This is a genomic window from Mycobacterium asiaticum (assembly GCF_001673635.1).
Lineage (GTDB): Bacteria > Actinomycetota > Actinomycetes > Mycobacteriales > Mycobacteriaceae > Mycobacterium > Mycobacterium asiaticum_C.
Genome location: NZ_LZMH01000010.1, coordinates 40764 through 55547, shown reverse-complemented (window position 1 = coordinate 55547; position 14784 = coordinate 40764). Strand labels below are relative to the sequence as shown.

Genomic DNA, 14784 nt, shown 5'->3' with positions numbered 1-14784 from the left:
GGAAATTCCTCTCGTGTGCACGCCTGCGAGGTCAGCTGTCGGGTTCGGGTGGGAGAGGTCACCCGGCCGCATCGGTCACCGTTGACGCAACGTCGGCTTCACCCCTAGGGCCCTACGGCCCGGTCCGATCTCGGCGGACCTGGTGGGTCCCCCGCCTCCATCCGCGGGTCGGAATCCCTCACCTACTGGATGGAGCTAGGCGCGTTATAGATAAGGGAGAGCTCGTCATTCGGGTTGGTTTGACGAACCCCCCGAGACGCTAGCGGGTTCAAGCGATCTCGTCACGTCTGGGAAAAACGGGCGTTTTGGTCATAGCCGCCCCGCAAAACGCCAGGAACAGTCGACGTTTGCCCAGCTCATAGCACCCGATATCGGAGCGTGGCCGCGTTGTTATCTTTCTGTTACGTGAGATATGTCACAGTTTTAACCGCCGGCGAAGGGCGGAAGTACGTCAACCGTGTTTCCGGCGGATAACGTCGACGTCTCATCTCGAACGGCAATTCCGTCCAGGAGATACGAGCAGCGGCCCAACACCGTCGCGAGCGGAGTACCCCGATTCGCAAGTTCCTTAATCAACTCGGCCACCGTGGTACCTGTCCGCAACGCCAGCGTTTCCGACTCGATACCTGCCGCCGCGCGGGCAGCCGCGAAATAGCGAACGGTCACCGCGATCTGATCCGCGCCCAATGTCTCAGCCACCGATCGCACTCATCGGTCGGTCGGGCTGAACGAAGTCGGGGTCGTTGATGCCGTGGCCGGCGGGCTTTCCCCACATCGCCGCGCGCCAAGTCGCCTCGATAGCGTGATCGTCGGCGCCGCCGCGCAGCAGCCCGCGGAGGTCGGTCTCTTCGGTGGCGAACAGGCAGCTGCGAATCTGTCCGTCGGCGGTCAGCCGGGTGCGGTCACAAGCCGAACAGAACGCGTGCGACACCGAGGCGATGACGCCGAACTTTCCGGACGGGGTGTTCGGGCCAGTGTCGACCAGCCACAGCTCGGCGGGCGCCGAACCCCGCGGCGCCGGGTCGGGCCGGAGCCGGAAATGCGGTCGCAAGGCTGCTAGGACATCGTCGGCGCTCAGCCCGGCACCACGGCGCCACTGATGACCGGCGTCGAGCGGCATCTGCTCGATGACGCGCAACTGATAGCCCAGCTCGAGGCAGTACCGCAATAGTTCGACGACGTCCTCGCGGCCGGTGGCGGGGTCCAGCACCGCGTTCACCTTGACCGGTCCGAGGCCGGCCGCCCTGGCGGCCGTCAGCCCCGCCAGCACGTCGTCGAGGCGATTGCGGCGGGTGATGGCGGCGAAGTGGTCGGGGTTGATGCTGTCCAGCGACACGTTGACCCGGTCCAGACCGGACGCGGCCAATGCCGCCGCACGTCGCGCAAGCCCCACCCCGTTGGTGGTCAGGGAGATCTCCGGGCGGGGATCCAGGCTCGCGGCTCCGGCAATGACCTCTTCGAGGTGGCGCACCAGTAGCGGCTCACCGCCGGTGAACCGCACGCTGGTGACGCCCAGCCGGGTCACAGCGATGCGCATCAGCCGGGTCAGTTCCTCGGGGGTGAGCAGCTCGTCGCCGGGCAACCAATCCAGACCCTGCTCGGGCATGCAGTACGTGCACCGCAGATTGCAGCGGTCGGTGAGGGACACCCGCAGATCGGTCGCGACCCGGCCGTAGGTATCTATCAACGGGCCTTCCGCGGGGGCACCCTGCGCCGACCCACTTGAACGCGGACCCGGCACTGTGGGCAGGCCCAGTGCGGTCATGGTCATGCCGATACCCCGTACCGACCCGGCGCATCGGCGGGAACGATTTCCTTGCCCAGCGGCACCAGCGACACCGGGATCAGTTTGAGGTTCGCCAGCGCCAAGGGAATCCCGATGATCGTGATGGCCATCGCCAGCGCGCTCGCCAGATGCCCGATCGCCAGCCAGATTCCGAACAGCAGCACCCAGATGACGTTGCCGATCAACGCGCCCGCCCCAGCGCGCGGCTTCTCAACGATCGTCCGGCCGAACGGCCACAGCGCATAGGACGCGATGCGCAGCGACGCGAAGCCGAACGGGATGGTGACGATGAGCAGGAAGCAGACAAGCGCAGCGAGCAGGTATCCGAGGGCCAACCAGAGGCCACCGAAAACCAACCAGATGACATTCAGGATCAGGCGCATATCTCCTCCAGCGGTAAGACCAGCGTACCGAGTGGCGGGTAAACCGGGGTGCTCGGTGGTGAACCGCGCGAGTAGGATCTGAGATCGTCATCGCGTCCTGTGCATGCGGGACGCGTTTTATGTTGCATACCCAGTGATCCGTCAGACAAGCAGGTGAGAGCAGTGCCGACCGGCAAAGTGAAGTGGTACGACCCCGAAAAGGGGTTCGGCTTCCTGTCGCAGGAGGACGGCGAAGACGTTTACGTCCGCTCTTCGGCGTTGCCCGAAGGTGTCGAAGGCCTCAAAGCTGGTCAGCGCGTCGAGTTCGGCATCGCGTCCGGTCGGCGCGGACCGCAGGCGCTCAGCCTCAAGCTGATCGACCCGCCGCCGAGCCTCACCAGGACCCGTCGCGAGGCAGCGCGTCAGGCGCCGGCCGAACACAAGCACAGCCCCGACGAACTGCACGGCATGCTCGCGGATCTGATCACCTTCCTCGAGGACAAGGTGCAGCCCGAGTTGCGCAAGGGCCGCTACCCGGACCGCAAAACCGCGCGCCAGGTCTCCGAAGTGGTGAAGGCGGTCGCCCGGGAGTTCGAGGCGTAGCGCGCCTGGCTCGGCGTATCCTCACCCGAAGCGGGTATCCCGGTTTAGTCGGGATGTATCGGCGAGGAGGCGGCAATGGCACAGCAAGAGGTCACCGAGGAACAAGCGCGAGCCGTCGCCGAGGAATCCCGCGAAAGTGGTTGGGACAAGCCATCTTTTGCCAAAGAGTTGTTCCTGGGACGCTTCCCGCTGGAGCTCATTCACCCGTTCCCCATGCCAGCAGCCGACGAGGAGGCAAGCACCAAGGAGTTCCTGGGCAAGCTCAAGGAGTTTCTTAGCGGCATCGAGGGTAGCGTCATCGAGCGCGAGGCACGGATTCCCGACGAATACGTCAAGGGCCTGGCCGATCTGGGCTGCTTCGGCATGAAGATCCCGAACGAGTACGGCGGTCTCGGCATGTCGCAGGTTGCTTACAACCGCGCGCTGATGCTGGTGACGACCGTGCACCCCAGCCTGGGGGCGTTGCTGTCGGCGCACCAGTCGATCGGTGTGCCCGAGCCGCTCAAGCTGGCCGGGAGTGAAGAGCAGAAGCGAAAGTTCCTGCCGCGGTGCGCCGCCGGCGCGGTGTCGGCGTTCCTGCTCACCGAACCGGACGTGGGTTCCGACCCCGCCCGGTTGGGTTCCACGGCGACACCGGTGGACGACGGTCGGGCCTACGAACTCGAAGGCGTGAAACTGTGGACCACCAACGGGGTGGTCGCCGATCTGCTCGTGGTGATGGCTCGCGTGCCCAAGAGCGACGGGCATCGCGGCGGCATCAGTGCCTTTGTGGTGGAGGCCGATTCACCCGGAATCACCGTCGAGCGGCGTAACCAGTTCATGGGTCTGCGCGGCATCGAGAACGGCGTGACCCGGATGCACAAGGTGCGTGTTCCGGCCGAGAATCTGATCGGCCGGGAAGGCGACGGGTTGCGGATCGCGTTGACCACCCTCAACGTCGGGCGGCTGGCGTTGCCCGCCATGGTGACCGGTTCGGCCAAGTGGTCGTTGAAAATTGCGCGCGAATGGTCGCGCGAGCGCGTGCAGTGGGGCAAGCCGGTCGGCAAACACGAAGCGGTGGCCCGCAAGATCGCGTTCATGGCGGCGACCACCTATGCCCTCGACGCGGTGGTGGAGCTGTCCGGTCAGATGGCCGACGAAGGACGCAACGACATTCGGATCGAGGCGGCACTGGCGAAGCTGTGGTGCAGCGAAATGGCCTGTGTCATCGCCGATGACCTGATGCAGGTCCGCGGCGGGCGCGGGTATGAGACGGCCGAGTCGCTCGCGGCGCGCGGCGAGCGTGCCGCGCCGGTGGAGCAGTCCCTGCGCGACCTGCGGATCAACCGCATATTCGAAGGCGCCAGTGAGATCATGCGGCTGCTCATCGCCCGCGAAGCCGTCGATGCGCACCTGGCCGCAGCCGGTGACCTGGCCAAGCCCGACGCCGACCTGCGCCAGAAGGCCGCGGCCGCCGTTGGTGCGAGCGGGTTCTACGCAAAGTGGTTGCCCAAGTTGGTATTCGGTGAGGGCCAGCGACCCACGGCGTACGGCGAATTCGGACCGTTGGCGTCACACCTACGGTTCATCGAACGTTCCAGCCGGAAACTGGCCCGCAACACCTTCTACGGAATGGCACGCTGGCAGGCCAAGCTGGAGCAGAAGCAGGGTTTCCTGGGTCGCATCGTCGACGTCGGTGCCGAGTTGTTCGCGATGGCTGCAGTGTGCGTCCGCGCGGAAGCGCAGCGGGCAGCGGATCCGGTGGTCGGTGAGCAGGCCTACGAGTTGGCCGAATTGTTCTGCGAACAAGCGACTTTACGGGTTGAAGCGCTGTTCGAAGCCTTGTGGAGCAACACCGACAGCGGCGATGTACGGTTGACCAACGATGTACTGGAGGGTCGCTACAGCTGGCTGGAAGACGGCATCCTCGACCAATCGGAGGGGACAGGGCCATGGATTGCAGCGTGGGAGCCGGGCCCGTCGACCGAAACGAATCTGGCCCGGCGATTCACCAGCGGCTCAGAACCGACCGCGGCGAGCGTGTAAGGCGGCTTGATGGGTAGCTACGTTGCCGGTACCGGCGAATTCAACCGTGACACCAACTACATCACCACCCGCATCACGGCCGACGGCCGCGACGGCTACCCGGTGGAGCCGGACCGCTACCGGCTGGTGGTCGCCCGGGCTTGCCCGTGGGCCAATCGCACCATCATCGTTCGCCGACTGTTGGGTCTGGAATCCGTGCTCTCCATTGGGTTTTGCGGACCCACCCACGACGAGCGGAGCTGGACATTCGATCTCGACCCAGGTGGCGTGGATCCGGTGCTCAAGATTCCGCGGTTGCAGGACGCCTTCTTCAAGCGGATCCCCAACTACGAGAAGGGGATCACGGTGCCGGCGATCGTCGACATCCCGACCGGGGCGGTGGTCACCAACGACTTCGCGCAGATGACCCTCGACTTCTCCACCGAGTGGACCGCGTACCACCGCGACGGTGCGCCGCAGTTGTATCCGGAGGAGTTGCGGGACGAGATCGACGAGGTGAGCACCCGGATCTACACCGAGATCAACAACGGTGTCTACCGGTGTGGCTTCGCCGGCTCACAGGACGCCTACGGCAAGGCCTACGACCGATTGTTCACCGCGCTGGACTGGGTGAGTGACCGGCTGGCCCGCCAGCGGTTCCTGGTGGGAGACACCATTACCGAGGCGGACGTGCGCCTGTTCACCACGCTGGCGCGCTTCGACCCGGTGTATCACGGTCACTTCAAGTGCAATCGCACCAAGCTGACGGAGATGCCGGTGCTGTGGGCCTATGCCCGGGATCTGTTCCAAACTCCGGGTTTCGGCGACACCATCGATTTCGTGCAGATCAAGCAGCACTACTACATCGTGCACGCCGACATCAACCCGACCGGCATCGTGCCCAACGGGCCGGACCTGGCGGGCTGGCGGACTCCGCACGGTCGAGAGGAACTGGGTGGCAGGCCGTTCGGCGACGGCACCCCGCCCGGGCCCACTCGCGAAGGGGAACGGGTACCGCCCGGACAGGGCGCGTAGGCGTGCCTTGGCCCGGCGTCAAAACGTCAGGCGCACCGACCATTCCGCATGCGGAGCCTCGCGGAGTTCGCCGTTGTCGACAACCAGCGTCAGCAACTGCACCACCAGCCCCGCCAGCCGTCCCCGATGCGGGTCGACGGTCGGAACGGTAAGAGCCAAGCGGGAATTGGGGCGAAAGAATGTCGTCGCGGTGTTGGTGGGATCGTCGTAGATCTGCAGCAACCGCCAGGGTGCCCGGCCGATGGCGTCGGGCACCGACAGCTGCACGGGATAACGCTCGCTGATCCGGAGTTCGCCCTGTGACTGCGGGGTTTGGCAGTCGTTGAGGTTGAGCACGTTGCAGTACATGTAGGGGCCCACCCGGGTGGAGTGGCCGTGTGAGTAGGCGCTGATCGTCGGCCAGTGCGGACCTGAGGGCCGCAGCACCAGCCACGTCGCGATCCCCGCCCCGATGGTCAGCACCAGCACGACGACCGTAAGCAGCACGGCCCCAGAGCGTTTCACCGTGGCATCGCGCTCGTCGAAGCGCCGCGGCGCTGGCCCTCCTGCTCGACCATCACCGGCCGGTTGCCGCCGAGGCCAGGAATGAGCGAGTCACCCCGGAAACTGACGATCGTCTGGGCCAGGCCGAGAATCAACAGCGCGCTGACCGCGGTGAACCCAACCCACAACTCGGTGTACACCAACACCCCGACCGCGCCGCCCAGTACCCAGGCCAGCTGCAGGGTGGATTCCGACCGCCCGAAACCGGAGGCGCGGGACTCCTCGGGCAGATCGTGCTGCAGCGAGGCATCCAGCGATGCCTTGGCGATGGCGCTCGATCCAGACGTGATCAGGGTGGCCACCGCGGTGAGGACCAAATTGCCGGCCACCGCGGCGGCCAGCGCGAAAGCCGTGACCACCACGGTGCAGCGGACCACCAGCACGGCCGGGCGGCCCAGTTTGAGCCGGGCGCTGGCGAAGTTACCGGCGAAGTTACCGATCGCCGCGGCGGCGCCGATGATCCCGAGCATGGCCAACTGCACCCAGCCGTCGGCGTCGTGGGCCTTGGCGACGAATGCCGGATACAGGAACAGGAAGCCGACCATCACCTTGATGGTGCAGTTGCCCCACAACGAGGTGATGATGTTGCGGCCCAACGGCTGCCGCAGCTTGCCGCCGACCTGCTTGGGTTCCTCCTGCCAGCTGAGGTGGAGCGCGTCGCTGTGGCGGTGATAGCTCAATGTTGCCGGCACTTCGCCCGCGGTCACCTCCACCCAGCTCGGGATCCGCATGGACAGCAGGGCGCCGACGATGGTGATGCCGACGACGACGAACAGGGCGCCGGGCAGCTTGAACAGATGGGTGCAGGCGAACTCGACACCGGCGGCGATGGCTCCGCCGGCGATGGTCCCACCGAGCAGGCCGAAGACGGTCAGCCGCGAATTGACCCGGACCAGGTCGATGCTCGGCGGCATGACCCGCGGCGTCACCGCGCTGCGCAGCACGCTGAATGACTTCGAGAAAACCATCATGGCCAGGGCGCAGGGATACAGCACCCAGGGCGGGAAGCTGCCGCTGGCACCGTCGTAATTCATGACCAGGATCAAGGCCAACGCCGTGCGCAGAGCGAAGGACAAGGCGAGCGCCACCCGCCGGCCATGCTGCAGTTTGTCCAGCGCCGGCCCGATCAGCGGGGCGATGATGGCGAACGGTGCGATGGTGATCAACAGGTAGAGCGCGACTTTGGATTTGCTTTCGCCGCTGGCCGCCGCGAAGAACAGTGTGTTGGCCAGGGCCACCGCCATCGCGGAGTCGACGGCGAAGTTGGCCATCACCGGCCAGGTCAGGGCCGTGAGCCCCGACTTGTCGGCGCCGTCGGCGGTGGCGGCGCGCTGCACCATCCAGTACATCCGCGATCCCATTTCGCGGCTGCGCATGGCGGCAGCCCGGGTGACGGTGATCCGCTCACCGTTGGTGTAAGCACGCTGCGGTGGCGGCTCGCTGGAGCGCTCCGGCGGCGGCTCCTCACCCAGCGGGGGCAGGTAGCGGTTGGCGCTGGGCATCGGTGGGGGCCGGCGGCGCCGATAGTCGCCGTCGCGATCGTCGTGGGCCGGGTAGTTCGCCATACCCGGATGCTCTTGGTGGGACCTCGGTGGTCCCTTGGGGGGTCGGCGGCCCGGCGGTGGGGCCATTCGGCCCGGATGGTCACCTCGCCGTGCGGACACCATTCAATTCTGTCCTATGCCGCCTCGCTGCGGAGGAAACCGGGTGTGGCTCGACCTCCGTGTCTCTCGGAAGACCGGTGCATCAGGGAAAGGCAGCGAGTGTGGTGACGTTAAGCTGTGACCGTGACCGGACCCAGTGACGAGACCGCCCAGGAGGGCGGCACCGTGACGGTGGCCGAGTGGCCTGAGGAGTTGGCGGGCGTGCTGACCGGTGCGGCCGAGCAGGCCCGCGCCGCCGTGGCGGAGTTCAGTGGGGCCGACGCCGTTGGTGACTACCTGGGCGTCACCTATGAGGATCCGAACGCCGCCACCCATCGGTTCCTGGCGCATGTGCCGGGCTACCAGGGCTGGCAATGGGCCGTCGTCGTTGCCGGGTACGCCGGCGCTGACCACGCCACGATCAGTGAGGTGGTGCTGATCCCGGGACCGACCGCGCTGTTGGCGCCCGAATGGGTGCCGTGGGAGCAGCGGGTGCGGGCCGGGGACCTCAGCCCGGGCGACCTGTTGGCTCCCGTGAAGGACGACCCGCGACTGGTGCCCGGTTACACCGCCAGCGGTGACCCGGCGGTCGATGACGTCGCGGCCGAGCTTGGGCTGGGCCGTCGTTGGGTGATGAGCGCCTGGGGCCGCGCCGATGCGGCCGAGCGCTGGCACGAAGGCGATTTCGGCCCTCACTCGGCGATGTCGCGCTCGACCAAGCGGGTGTGCCGCGATTGCGGGTTCTTCCTTCCGCTGGCCGGATCGCTGGGTGCGATGTTCGGGGTCTGCGGCAATGAGCTGTCCGCGGACGGCCATGTCGTCGACAAGCACTACGGCTGCGGTGCGCACTCCGATACCCCGGCCCCGGCGGGCACCGGATCGCCGATGTACGAGCCGTACGACGATGGCGTTCTCGACGTCGTGGCGGAGCCGGTCGCCAAGCCGGCCGAGCCGGCTAACGCCGGTGAATCGGCCGAGACTGTTGAGGCTGTCGAACCGGCTGTTGACGTCGTCGACTCGGCTGACGTCGGCGAATCGGCTGAGGCCGTCGACTCGGCTGAGGCTGTCGACTCGGCTGAGGCCGTCGACTCCGCCGACGCCGCCGACTCCGGCGACTAACTCCGCTCGGCGGCGGCCTTGATCCGCGCCAGCGACGCGTTCATACCCTCGACCAATTCGCGCTCAAAGCTTTCGGTCCCGCCCATCAGCGCATTGACCGACATGCTGGAGAAGGCGCTCACTCCGTTCTCGGCATGACGGCTCTCGGTCACCCGGGTGCCCTCGCCGTGAGGTTCGAGGTCATAGCTCCAGATGGTCCGGTTGATGTCCACCCGGAACGCCAGCCTTTGCTCGGGGATCACCTCCACGACGGTGCTGGTGGTGGGCCAGAACAACCGGTTGCGCCGGTTCATGTTCAGCGTCCGCGTGCCGGTGCGCAGCGGGCCGAACTGGCGCAGCCAGCGGCACTGCGGGCTCCACTCCGGCATGCGCTGCAGGTCCGATATCAACTCCCAGACCTTCGCGGGTGGTGCGTCGATATCGATCGAAGCCTGAAGCAGCGGGGCTGCCATGCGTCCTCCTACGCGTTGCTGGATGTCATTTCTTGTCGAGATACGTTTCCAGTCCGGACTGCGCGCCGCGGGCTCCGCGCCGGGCGGCGGCGAGCTGCCAGACGAAGATGCTGGTACCCAGCACGCCCACCCCGAGTCCGGCGATCGACACCGGTCGCCACGTCTGCAAGCTCGGGATCAGGAACGCGGCGGCCACGGCGACCAACCAACCCAGCGCACCGACCGCGATGACCGGCCACACCGCCAGCAGGGCGGGCGGCAGTGGCGGTGGTTCGGGCGCGGGCTGGTCACTCATCGCGTTTCAACATAGCCCGCCGCCGCAACGCAGCGAGCTGATGCCCGGCAGCGCCGACAGCGGCGGTGTTCGCCGTTTCTTAGCCAAGTTTCCGAATTTCCGTTGTAGATTCGCGCTGTGCCTGACAGCGATGCGCGGTTAGCTGCCGATTTGTCGTTGGCGGTCATGCGGTTGGCCCGCCAACTCCGGTTCCGCAACCCCTCGGCGCCCGTGTCGTTGTCGCAGTTGTCGGCGTTGACGACGCTGGCCAACGAAGGCGCCATGACCCCCGGCGCGCTGGCGATCCGCGAGCGGGTGCGACCGCCGTCGATGACGCGAGTGATCGCCTCGCTGGCCGACGAGGGTTTGGTCGATCGCGCCCCGCACCCCGTCGATGGCCGGCAGGTGCTGGTCTCGGTGTCCGAAGCGGGAGCCGAGTTGGTCAAAGCCGCCCGCCGGGCCCGGCAGGAGTGGCTGGCCGAACGGCTGGGGACCTTGAACGACGAGCAGCGCGACATCCTGCGCAATGCGGCCGACCTGATCTCGGCCCTGGTCGACGAAAGCCCGTGACCGCACCTACTCCCGACCTCGACGTTCAGGACGTCACCGATCCCGACGACCCACGCCTCGACGATTTCCGAGACCTGAACAGCGTCGACCGTCGGCCCGACCTGCCGACCGGCAAGGGGCTGGTGATTGCCGAGGGTGTGCTGGTGGTGCAGCGCATGCTGGCGTCGAGGTTCACCCCGCGCGCGCTGTTGGGAACCGATCGCAGGCTGCAAGAGCTCAGGGACGACCTGGCCGGCACACCGCTGCCCTACTACCGGACCTCGGCCGAGGTGATGGCGCAGGCGGTGGGATTCCACCTCAACAGGGGTGTGTTGGCCGCCGCGAGTCGGGTGCCGGAGCCCAGCGTCGCCGAAGTGATCGAGGGTGCCCGCACCGTCGCCGTGCTCGAGGGCGTCAACGACCACGAGAATCTGGGTTCGATCTTCCGCAACGCCGCGGGCCTCGGGGTGGACGCCGTGGTGTTCGGCAGCGGCTGCGCCGATCCGCTGTACCGCCGTGCCGTACGGGTGTCCATGGGTCACGCTTTGCTGGTGCCCTACGCCCGGGCCGGCGACTGGCCCGCTGATCTGGTGCTGCTGAAAGACCGGGGGTTTCGGCTCCTGGCGATGACCCCGCAGGGCGACGCCCGGGATCTCTCGCAGGCGGTGGCCGCCGTCCGGGATGAGCCCATCGCGTTGTTGGTCGGCGCGGAGGGCCCAGGCTTGAGCCGGGCCGCGCTGCGGATCAGCGACATGCGGGTACGCATCCCGATGTCACGTGGCACCGACTCGCTCAATGTCGCGACCGCGGCCGCGGTCGCGTTCTACGAGCGGGCCCGCTCGCTGATGGCGGGTTAGGGTCGGGTGTGGTGAACGACGAGTCCGTCCCTTGGGCAACGGGTTTGGCGGTGGCCGCCTTCGTCGCCGCGGTCACCGGCGCGGCGATCGTGGTGTTGAGTCTCGGCCTGATCCGAGTGCACCCGCTGCTGGCGGTGGGCCTCAACGTCGTGGCGGTCGGAGGGTTGGCGCCTACTTTCTGGGGCTGGCGACGCAAATTGGTGCTGCGGTGGTTTGTGCTGGGCGCCGGGGTCGGCGTCGCCGGGGCGTGGCTGGCCCTGCTCTCGTTGACGCTGGTGGGCGGTTAACGCTGACCGCTTGAGCGCACCCCGAGCAGCACGTCCTCCCACGCGGGGATGGCGGGCTTGCCGCGCCGGCCGGCGGGCTGCTCGGGCTGGGCCGGCGGGGGAGGCGGGGTGGCAGCGGCCGGTGCCGGGGCCGCGGCCGGCGGTGCGGGTTCCGCGACGTCGTGCGGGGTTTCGAAGGCCAGCCGTGCCACCGGTGCCAGTTGCCGGGGCTTGAAGTCGGGGTCGATCAGTTCGGTGGCGGCGTCGTCGATCGCGGTGACCGTGCCGCCGTGCGCGCCCGGGGTGAACCGGAAATGCGCGACGTTGTCCGAGCGTCCGGCCTGCCATCCCAGCTGCACCGTCCACCGGCTGTCCTCGTTGCGCCAGGCGTCCCAACTGAGCTTGTCGCCGCTCAGACCGCGCGCCACCAGCGCCGCGGTGACCGTTTCCAGCAGGGTCAGCACCGCCGGACCGTCCGCCAGGACGGGGTGCGCGGCGGTCGCGAGCTCGGCAGCCCGAAAACGTTCGAGCAGTACCGGGTTGGCGAACCGCTGGATGCGGGCCACATCCGATCCCGATGCGGCCGCCACCTGTTCGACCGAAGCGCCGGCCCGGATCTTGGCTTGGATCTCTTTGGGGCTGAGCATATTCGTGACGACGATGTCCAGCGCCGGTTGCTCCGGCGGGATCGGCTCGCCGGCCAGCACGGCCCGCAACCGATCGTCGTTCGGTAACCGGAACTTTTCGGCCGAGCTGGCACCCTCGCAGAGGACGTATTTGCCGTCGGGGTCGAGCCCAACCACTTTGAGTTCCCGCATGGCTTCTCCTCGCAGGCTCCGAGCAATCAGCGCCGGACCCATTACGTGCGCACTTTAATGCAGCAAACCCCCGCAACCCGTGCTGACACGCTGGATGGTTGCGGGCTGATAACGGGCCGGTTAAAGCCGCTCGACCACCCAGTCGATGCAAGCGATGAGCGCACTGATGTCATCGGGGTCGACGGCCGGGAACATGGCGATCCGCAACTGGTTGCGGCCCAGCTTTCGGTAGGGCTCGGTGTCGACGATGCCGTTTGCCCGCAGCGTCTTGGCGACGGCGCCGGCGTCGACGTCGTCGACGAAGTCGATGGTGCCCACCACCTGCGAGCGCAGCGCCGGGTCGGCGACGAACGGCGTGGTGTAGGACCGCTCCTCGGCCCACGAATACAACCGCTGCGACGAATCCGCCGTCCGCTTGACCGCCCAGTCCAGGCCGCCGTTGCTGAGCAGCCAGTCGACCTGCTCGGCCATCAGCGCCAGCGTGGCGATCGCCGGCGTGTTGTACGTCTGGTTCTTCACGCTGTTCTCGATCGCGATCGGGAGCGACAAAAAGTCGGGCACCCAACGTCCCGAGGCCGCGATGGCCTCGACGCGGGCCAGCGCCGCCGGGCTCATGACGGCCAGCCACAGCCCGCCGTCACTGGCGAAGTTCTTCTGCGGGGCGAAGTAATACGCGTCGACGTCGGTGATGTCGACCGGCAAGCCGCCCGCGCCCGACGTGGCGTCGATGACGACCAACGCATCGCCGGAGTCGGCGGGGCGGCGCACCGGAACGGCGACCCCGGTCGACGTCTCGTTGTGCGCCCACGCGATCACGTCGACCGACGGGTCCGACTGCGGTTCGGGCGCGCTGCCGGGGTCCGCCTTGACGATGATCGGGTCGCCGACGAAGGGGTTCTTGGCGACGCCCGAAGCGAACTTCGAGCTGAATTCGCCGTAGGTCAGGTGCAGCGATCGCTTGTCGATCAAGCCGAAGGCGGCCGCGTCCCAGAAGGCGGTCGCCCCGCCGTTGCCCAGTACCACCTCGTAGCCGTCCGGCGTCGAAAACAGCTCAGCAAGCCCCGAGCGAACCCGTCCTACCAGGTTCTTCACCGGCGCTTGCCGATGCGAGGTGCCGAACAGCTCGGCAGCGGTGGTGGTCAGCGCCTGCAGCTGTTCGGGTCGGACCTTCGAGGGACCGCAGCCGAAGCGGCCATCACGAGGTTTCAGGTCGGCGGGGATCTGGAGCTGGTCAGCCATGGTGATCAGGGTAGTGAGCCACGCTGCGCGATAGCTGAACGGGCCGGTGCTGTGACCTGGACCACACACGCCGCCTGGATGCTGCGCAGGCCACAGCCGTGGCCGGAGGTCTAGATAATTCCCAGTACCGCCGGTACCGTATTTCTCAACCGTCCGATGTACACCTCACTGGGGAGGCTCTGAATGGCCAGGACGCGCATGGTTCGACGGTGGCGCCGCAACATGGAAGTGCGGGACGACACCGAATACGTGGAGATGCTTGCCACGCTGTCTGAGGGGTCGGTGCGGCGCAATTTCAACCCGTACACCGACATCGACTGGGATGCAACGGAGTTTGCGGTCACCGACGACGATCCGCGGTGGATCCTGCCGGCGACCGACCCGCTGGGCCGGCACCCGTGGTACCAGGCGCAATCAGATGAGAAGAAGATCAAGATCGGGATGTGGCGGCAGGCCAACGTCGCCAAGGTTGGGCTGCATTTCGAGTCCATCCTGATCCGCGGACTGATGAATTACACCTTCTGGGTGCCCAACGGGTCGCCGGAGTACCGGTACTGCCTGCACGAATCGGTTGAAGAGTGCAACCACACCATGATGTTCCAGGAGATGGTGAACCGGGTGGGGGCCGACGTGCCGGGGATGCCGCGGCGGCTGCGCTGGGTCTCGCCGCTGGTTCCGCTGGTGGCCGGGCCGTTGCCGGTGGCGTTCTTCATCGGTGTGCTCGCCGGTGAGGAGCCGATCGATCACACCCAGAAACAGGTTCTGCGCGAAGGCAAGTCGTTGCACCCGATCATGGAGCGGGTCATGGCCATTCACGTAGCCGAGGAAGCGCGACACATCTCCTTTGCCCACGAGTTCCTTCGAAAGCGGTTGCCGCACTTGACCAAATGGCAGCGATTCTGGGTTTCGCTGTACTTCCCGCTGACGATGCGGATGTTGTGCAACGCGATCCTGATCCCGCCCAAAGCTTTCTGGGACGAGTTCGACATCCCACGCTCAGTTAAGAAGGAGCTGTTCTTCCGGTCGCCGGAATCACGAAAGTGGCTGCGCGACATGTTTTCCGATGTCCGCATGCTGGCCTACGACACCGGGCTGATGGAAAACCGCTCGGCTCGGCTGATGTGGCGGCTGTGCAAGATCAACGGCAAGCCGTCGCGTTACCGCAGCGAGCCGCAGCGCCAGCACCTGGCTCCGGTCAGCGCGGCGTAACGTCAATCGGCCCCTGCGGGCCTTG

Annotated in this window: 16 protein-coding genes, 1 pseudogene and 1 riboswitch; of the genes and pseudogenes, 8 read left to right on the top strand and 9 right to left on the bottom strand. The window is 66.9% G+C overall.

Annotated elements, in window-relative coordinates:
• Nucleotides 1–3: 3 nt before the first annotated feature.
• A riboswitch (cyclic di-AMP (ydaO/yuaA leader) is annotated at nucleotides 4–184 on the bottom strand.
• Nucleotides 185–423: 239 nt separating this feature from the next.
• Genes A5645_RS02880 through A5645_RS02870 form a run of 3 tightly spaced genes read right to left on the bottom strand, consistent with a single transcriptional unit; the run spans nucleotide 424 to nucleotide 2169 of the window.
• Complete coding sequence (locus A5645_RS02880; RefSeq protein ID WP_172830446.1) at nucleotides 424–699, bottom strand: MoaD/ThiS family protein; 276 nt, start codon at nucleotides 697–699, stop codon at nucleotides 424–426.
• On the bottom strand, nucleotides 692–1771 hold the full coding sequence (gene moaA, locus A5645_RS02875; protein ID WP_065128415.1) for a GTP 3',8-cyclase MoaA: 1080 nt from the start codon (nucleotides 1769–1771) through the stop codon (nucleotides 692–694). Before moaA ends, A5645_RS02880 begins: the two co-directional genes overlap by 8 nt.
• On the bottom strand, nucleotides 1768–2169 hold the full coding sequence (locus tag A5645_RS02870; RefSeq protein WP_065035229.1) for a YccF domain-containing protein: 402 nt from the start codon (nucleotides 2167–2169) through the stop codon (nucleotides 1768–1770). Before A5645_RS02870 ends, moaA begins: the two co-directional genes overlap by 4 nt.
• 162 nt (nucleotides 2170–2331) lie before the next feature.
• Here A5645_RS02870 and A5645_RS02865 point away from each other — a divergent pair, with 162 nt between their 5' ends.
• The 3 genes from A5645_RS02865 to A5645_RS02855 all read left to right on the top strand — a co-directional run bounded on the left by A5645_RS02865 (nucleotide 2332) and on the right by A5645_RS02855 (nucleotide 5790).
• Nucleotides 2332–2751 (top strand): cold-shock protein, encoded by a 420-nt coding sequence (locus A5645_RS02865; RefSeq protein ID WP_036364984.1) that lies wholly within the window; start codon nucleotides 2332–2334, stop codon nucleotides 2749–2751.
• Between the two features lie 75 nt (nucleotides 2752–2826).
• A complete protein-coding gene (locus A5645_RS02860) occupies nucleotides 2827–4776 on the top strand; it encodes an acyl-CoA dehydrogenase family protein (protein ID WP_065128414.1) in 1950 nt (649 codons plus the stop codon).
• Nucleotides 4777–4785: 9 nt separating this feature from the next.
• Nucleotides 4786–5790, top strand: a complete 1005-nt coding sequence (locus A5645_RS02855) for a glutathione S-transferase family protein (protein ID WP_065035227.1) — start codon at nucleotides 4786–4788, stop codon at nucleotides 5788–5790.
• 18 nt (nucleotides 5791–5808) lie between these two features.
• Here the strand turns inward: A5645_RS02855 and A5645_RS02850 are convergent, their stop codons facing one another.
• Together A5645_RS02850 and A5645_RS02845 are read right to left on the bottom strand one after the other, a co-directional pair.
• A complete protein-coding gene (locus tag A5645_RS02850; RefSeq protein ID WP_065128413.1) occupies nucleotides 5809–6294 on the bottom strand; it encodes a DUF2771 domain-containing protein in 486 nt (161 codons plus the stop codon).
• Nucleotides 6291–7964: an MFS transporter gene (locus tag A5645_RS02845; protein ID WP_065035225.1), complete on the bottom strand. Its 1674-nt coding sequence runs from the start codon at nucleotides 7962–7964 to the stop codon at nucleotides 6291–6293. Before A5645_RS02845 ends, A5645_RS02850 begins: the two co-directional genes overlap by 4 nt.
• Nucleotides 7965–8120: 156 nt before the next feature.
• Between A5645_RS02845 and A5645_RS02840 the strand changes: the two are divergent.
• A pseudogene (locus A5645_RS02840) lies at nucleotides 8121–8909 on the top strand (DUF3027 domain-containing protein); the annotation flags it as partial.
• A 182-nt stretch (nucleotides 8910–9091) separates the two neighbouring features.
• Here A5645_RS02840 and A5645_RS02835 read toward each other — a convergent pair.
• The gene (locus A5645_RS02835; RefSeq protein WP_065128412.1) at nucleotides 9092–9547 is read right to left on the bottom strand and encodes an SRPBCC family protein; all 456 of its coding nucleotides are present in this window, start codon (nucleotides 9545–9547) and stop codon (nucleotides 9092–9094) included.
• A 25-nt stretch (nucleotides 9548–9572) separates the two neighbouring features.
• Entirely contained in the window at nucleotides 9573–9842 is a 270-nt protein-coding gene (locus A5645_RS02830) for a DUF2530 domain-containing protein (RefSeq protein WP_065035223.1), read from the bottom strand.
• 117 nt (nucleotides 9843–9959) lie between these two features.
• On the opposite strand from A5645_RS02830, the gene A5645_RS02825 reads away from it, so the two are divergent.
• From A5645_RS02825 to A5645_RS02815, 3 genes are read left to right on the top strand one after another with little or no spacing between them, the layout of a single operon-like run.
• Complete coding sequence (locus A5645_RS02825; protein WP_065128411.1) at nucleotides 9960–10391, top strand: Rv0880 family HTH-type transcriptional regulator; 432 nt, start codon at nucleotides 9960–9962, stop codon at nucleotides 10389–10391.
• The gene (locus tag A5645_RS02820) at nucleotides 10388–11227 is read left to right on the top strand and encodes a TrmH family RNA methyltransferase (RefSeq protein ID WP_065128410.1); all 840 of its coding nucleotides are present in this window, start codon (nucleotides 10388–10390) and stop codon (nucleotides 11225–11227) included. The genes A5645_RS02825 and A5645_RS02820 overlap by 4 nt, the downstream gene beginning before the upstream one ends.
• Before the next feature lie 11 nt (nucleotides 11228–11238).
• Nucleotides 11239–11514 (top strand): DUF2537 domain-containing protein, encoded by a 276-nt coding sequence (locus A5645_RS02815; protein WP_065035232.1) that lies wholly within the window; start codon nucleotides 11239–11241, stop codon nucleotides 11512–11514.
• Here A5645_RS02815 and sepH read toward each other — a convergent pair.
• Nucleotides 11511–12311, bottom strand: coding sequence for a septation protein SepH (gene sepH, locus A5645_RS02810; protein ID WP_065128409.1), 801 nt, complete (start codon nucleotides 12309–12311; stop codon nucleotides 11511–11513). The genes A5645_RS02815 and sepH overlap by 4 nt on opposite strands.
• Nucleotides 12312–12431: 120 nt before the next feature.
• Nucleotides 12432–13550: a phosphoserine transaminase gene (gene serC, locus A5645_RS02805; RefSeq protein WP_065035068.1), complete on the bottom strand. Its 1119-nt coding sequence runs from the start codon at nucleotides 13548–13550 to the stop codon at nucleotides 12432–12434.
• A 183-nt stretch (nucleotides 13551–13733) separates the two neighbouring features.
• Here serC and A5645_RS02800 point away from each other — a divergent pair, with 183 nt between their 5' ends.
• Nucleotides 13734–14759: an AurF N-oxygenase family protein gene (locus A5645_RS02800; RefSeq protein ID WP_065128408.1), complete on the top strand. Its 1026-nt coding sequence runs from the start codon at nucleotides 13734–13736 to the stop codon at nucleotides 14757–14759.
• Nucleotides 14760–14784: the final 25 nt, after the last annotated feature.